The sequence below is a fragment of the Microbacterium sp. CCH5-D1 genome (assembly GCF_001557335.1).
Taxonomy (GTDB): Bacteria; Actinomycetota; Actinomycetes; order Actinomycetales; family Microbacteriaceae; genus Microbacterium; species Microbacterium oxydans.
In genome coordinates this window covers 1-4,321 of the sequence record NZ_LSJW01000255.1, presented here as the reverse complement: position 1 = coordinate 4,321, position 4,321 = coordinate 1, and the positions used below count along the sequence as shown (strand labels likewise).

Genomic DNA, 4,321 nt, shown 5'->3' with positions numbered 1-4,321 from the left:
ACCCGTACACCGCTGAAAGGATGCCGTCATGAACGTCACCGCTGCGACCGACACTGACACCTGCAGTCCCGTCGCCACCCATGCCATCGGGCTGGAAGCAGCCTCCTCAGTGGCGGCCACCCTGAAGGCGCTGTCGGACCCGCTGCGCCTGCGGATGCTGTCGGCCATCGCCTCCGACCCGCGCGGCGAGTCCTGCGTGTGCGACCTCGCCGAGCTCGCCGATGTCTCGCAGCCGACGGTCTCCCATCACCTCAAGGTGCTCAAGGACGTCGATGTCCTCACCTCCGAACGACGCGGAACCTGGGTCTGGTACCGCATCAACCCGACCAAGCGCGGGGCCGTCACCGCATTGCTGGACTCCTTCGCCCCCGCCTCGGTCGCACCCGGAAGCATAGACGACGACGGTCCACTGCGACCGGACTTCGACGCACGGGTGACCCGTCTCGCCGAGGAGCTCGCAGCGGAAGTTCCCGAACTCGAAGCAGACGTCGTCCTCACCACCGTCCGCGAGTCCTACACCGCGCTCGCACGCACCGCACGCGTCACCTCAGCACTCGTTCCGCTGACTGAGCGCTTCGCCCGTCAACGGCTCGCGGACCTGACCCGCGACCGCGAGGCTGCAGCACCCCAGGTGCTCTTCGTCTGCGTCGCGAACGCGGGGCGCTCACAGCTCGCTGCCGCTCTCGTGAACCAGCTGGCTGCCGGAAAGGTCGTCGCACGCTCTGCGGGTTCCGCTCCCGCCGACGTCGTCCACCCGCACGTCCGCTCGCGTCTCGCAGAGATCGAAGGCGACCAGGCTGCAGAGCGCTTCCCGAAGCCGCTCACTGATGACGCCGTGCGTGCAGCCGACGTCGTCATCACCATGGGGTGCGGTGACGTCTGCCCCATCATTCCCGGCGTCCGCTATGACGACTGGGCGGTCGGAGATCCTGCCCTCGCGTCGCGTGAAGGCGTCGAAGCCATCCGCGACGACATCGCCGAACGCGTGCGTGCGCTCGTCGACGAACTCCTCAACTGACAAGACCTCTCACCTGGAGCAACCATGACTGACACGACCACCAAGCCCTCGGTCCTCTTCGTCTGCGTGCACAACGCCGGACGCTCCCAGATGGCGGCCGGTTTCCTCCGCGACATCGCAGGGGACCGCATCGACGTCCGCTCTGCCGGTTCCATGCCCGCCGACCAGATCAACCCGATCGCGGTCGAAGCCATGCGCGAGCTCGGCATAGACATCACCTCCGAGCAGCCCAAGGTGCTCACGACCGAAGCCGTGCAGGCATCTGACGTCGTCATCACGATGGGATGCGGCGACGCCTGCCCGTTCTTCCCGGGCAAGCGCTACGAGGACTGGAAGCTCGACGACCCGGCAGGCCAGGGCATCGACGCTGTCCGCCCCATCCGCGACGACATCCGCGCGCGCATCGAACAGTTGGTGAGCGAGCTCGTCTGACGTCGGGGGAGCCGCGGCGCGCTCGTGAGCATGCAGGCCGCCGCGGCTCCCCGACGGCTCAGCGCTTGAGGTTCGTCAGCTCCTGCAGCACCTCGTCGCTCGTGGTGATGATGCGGGCGTTGGCCTGGAAGCCGCGCTGCGCGACGATCAGGTTGGTGAACTCCTGCGACAGGTCGACGTTGGACATCTCGAGCGCGCCGCTGATGATGCCGCCGAGACCGTCGGAGCCCGCCTGACCGAGCGTCGGCTCTCCGGAGTTCCCGCTCGGCCGGTACTGCGAGGAGCCCGCCTTCTCGAGTCCGCCGGGGTTGACGAATCCGGCCAGCGCGACGCGGGCGAGTACCTCGGTGTCGCCGTTGCTGAACGTGCCGACCAGGCTGCCGTCGTTCATCAGCGCGTACGAGCTCAGGGTGCCGGCCGGCTTGCCGTTCTGCTCCTTGATCGCGACGTCGCTGACATCCGCGAAACCGGTGACCGCTGAGAGGTCCACCGTGACACCACCGGAGACGATGGACGAGGCTGCGCCCTGCTTGCCGTCCGTGAACGTGAGAGCGGTGTTCGTGCCGCCCGGTTCGGTGACGTTCCAGCCGGTGGCCGTGCGGGTGAAGGTGAGGCGCAGCGAGGTCGCCGTACCCTCGGCGTCGTAGGTCTTGATGTCGCGCACCAGCTGCTCGCCCACGGCGGCACCCGAGGGCAGGTTCCCCGTGACACGGGCCGTGGTGGTCGCCGCGGCGGGGCTGAGCGCGCCGACCGGAAGTCGGATGTCGCCGATGCCCTGACCGGGGACGATGACGCCGTTCTGCGCCGTCCAGCCCTGGACAAGGGCGCCGTCTGCCGAGACCAGCTTGCCGCTCGCGTCGAACGAGAATCCACCGTTGCGGGTGTAGAGGGTCTCGCCGCCCGAGCGCACGACGAAGAATCCGTCTCCGGCGATCATGAGGTTGGTCGGCACGCCCGTGGGCTGCGGTGCCCCGGAGGCGAAGTTGGTGCTGATGCCGGCCACCTGCACGCCGAGGCCGACCTGGGCGGGGTTCTGACCGCCGGCGGCCTGCTGCGGCATCATCGAGTTGCGCACGAGCTGGGAGAGCGAGTCCTGGAACTGCACGGCCGAGGCCTTGAAGCCGGTCGTGTTGACGTTGGCGATGTTGTTGCCCGTGACGTCGAGCATGGTCTGGTGGGAACGCAGACCCGAGATTCCGGCGAACAGAGAGCGGAGCATGGTGATGCCTTTCTGGATGGACTGGTCAGGACTGCGGACGGGGAGCGACGGAGACGCCGGAGACGGCGTCGAGGGGGATGGAGGCCTCGCCGATGGTGACCAGCGGCACGGCGCCGGCATAGGACACCGATGTGACGATGCCCTTCTGGGTGACACCCTTCTCATCGACGTACTGCGCCTCGTGGCCGATCAATGCCGCAGCGGTCTGACGCATGCTGAGGGCGAAGCTCTCGGTCGAGGTCGCCGTGAGGGCGGTCAGCTGCTCCATGGAGGCCAACTGCGTGGTCTGCGAGATCATCTCGTTGGTGTTCATGGGCGAGCTGGGGTCCTGGTTGGTCAGCTGCGTCACCAGGAGCTTAAGGAAGACCTCGGAGTCGAGCGTCTTCTTGCGCTCGGACGCGGGTGTGGTGCTGCCGGTCTGCACTCCCGAGGGCGGGATGGTGCCGGAGATCGGTTCGACCATGGTCGTGGGTTCCTCTCGGATCAGGCGAAGATGTCGATGCCGCCGTGCGGCGAAGTCAGCGGGGAAGTCGGATCGACGGATAAAGGGTGATCCGCGGAAGGTGAGCCTCCCGGCACTGCGGTTCCGGTCGTCCCGTCACGGCCGTTCGGTGTTCCCGGTCCCGCCCGACCCTGGTCCGCCCCCGCGGTGTGCGAAGACCCACCGGCTGCACCGCCGCCGCCGGAGCTCTGCGGGTTCGAAGCGGCGGGTCCGTCGTCCGAGGTCGACAGCAGGAGGGACGCATGGGGTGCCGCGGCGGCGAGGTCGCGACGGAGGTCGACGAGGATCGAGCGCAGCGCCTCCCTGCCGAGGTCGTTCGGCGCGTGCAGCTCGATGTGGATCGCGCCCCCGGAGATATGGGCGCGCACCGTCACGGGACCGAGGTTCTCGGGCGACACGGTGAGCGTGAGGCTGTGGTCGCCGTCCGGTGCCTGCGCGAGCGAGACGATGGGGGTCGCGATCTGGGTGAACAGCGCGGGACGGGCCGTCGCGACGACGCTCGGAGCCGCCGCAGTGGACACGGGCGTCGCGGGGGTCGTGCCCCCGATCGCCGGAGTCGCGGTGGACGCGTCGCCGGTGGCATGGGGGACCGAATGCGCCGGGGTCGCCGACGGGCCGGTCGGCGCGACCGGGGCCGTGGACTCCGACACCGGATCCGACGGGACGATCGTCTGATCCTCCGCGCCCGCTGCTCCGCGGGCATCTGCTGCGGTGCTCCCGCCGGCGGGGAGGGCCGCGGTGGTCGAGAGCGCTGACGCGGCAGTGCCGGCGTTTCCCCCGCTGGATGTCGATGTCGAAGCCGAGGTCGAGGTCGAGGTCCAGGTCGAGGTCGAGCTGAGCGCATCCGTCTCCGGAGCAGCCACCGTCGTCGCATCCGCCGACATCCTCAATGCCGCCGGTCCGCTGAGCGGCGGCGATGGCAATGCACCGCCGGTCGCGAGACCTGAGGCGGCGGCGACCGATCCCACGGGGGACGGTGGCGACCCGATCTCGATCACGCCCGCTGCCCCTTCGCCCACGGCAGTGCCGCCGGACGCACCCGTCGAAGCGGCGCCTCCCGGGGCGTGAGCCGTCGGCGGTGTCCCCGTCGGAGCTCCGACGCCGAGCAGGGTCTCCTCCACGGGCGGAGCCGGGCTGGTCGGCACGGGGG

At 69.4% G+C, this 4,321-nt stretch carries 5 protein-coding genes; 2 read left to right on the top strand and 3 right to left on the bottom strand.

All coding sequences use genetic code 11. The features are described 5' to 3' along the window. Positions 1–28: 28 nt before the first annotated feature. Both AX744_RS15340 and AX744_RS15335 read left to right on the top strand, forming a co-directional pair. Positions 29–1,018: a metalloregulator ArsR/SmtB family transcription factor gene (locus AX744_RS15340; protein WP_061017801.1), complete on the top strand. Its 990-nt coding sequence runs from the start codon at positions 29–31 to the stop codon at positions 1,016–1,018. A 24-nt stretch (positions 1,019–1,042) separates the two neighbouring features. After that, the gene (locus AX744_RS15335; RefSeq protein WP_061017798.1) at positions 1,043–1,450 is read left to right on the top strand and encodes an arsenate reductase ArsC; all 408 of its coding nucleotides are present in this window, start codon (positions 1,043–1,045) and stop codon (positions 1,448–1,450) included. A 58-nt stretch (positions 1,451–1,508) separates the two neighbouring features. Here AX744_RS15335 and AX744_RS15330 read toward each other — a convergent pair whose 3' ends face one another. From AX744_RS15330 to AX744_RS20060, 3 genes are all read right to left on the bottom strand, one after another. Beyond that, on the bottom strand, positions 1,509–2,669 hold the full coding sequence (locus AX744_RS15330; protein ID WP_046747389.1) for a flagellar hook protein FlgE: 1,161 nt from the start codon (positions 2,667–2,669) through the stop codon (positions 1,509–1,511). Between the two features lie 25 nt (positions 2,670–2,694). Further along, on the bottom strand, positions 2,695–3,132 hold the full coding sequence (locus tag AX744_RS15325; RefSeq protein ID WP_046747390.1) for a flagellar hook assembly protein FlgD: 438 nt from the start codon (positions 3,130–3,132) through the stop codon (positions 2,695–2,697). Positions 3,133–3,152: 20 nt separating this feature from the next. Further along, positions 3,153–4,321: flagellar hook-length control protein FliK (locus AX744_RS20060; protein WP_197429252.1), on the bottom strand; the 1,169-nt coding region annotated here is incomplete at its 5' end.

Excerpts from the sequence above, each read along its gene's own strand:
- AX744_RS15340 (WP_061017801.1), top strand. The coding sequence starts at position 29 with ATGAACGTCACCGCTGCGACCGACACTGACACCTGCAGTCCCGTCGCC.
- AX744_RS15335 (WP_061017798.1), top strand. The coding sequence starts at position 1,043 with ATGACTGACACGACCACCAAGCCCTCGGTCCTCTTCGTCTGCGTGCAC.
- AX744_RS15330 (WP_046747389.1), bottom strand. The coding sequence starts at position 2,669 with ATGCTCCGCTCTCTGTTCGCCGGAATCTCGGGTCTGCGTTCCCACCAG.
- AX744_RS15325 (WP_046747390.1), bottom strand. The coding sequence starts at position 3,132 with ATGGTCGAACCGATCTCCGGCACCATCCCGCCCTCGGGAGTGCAGACC.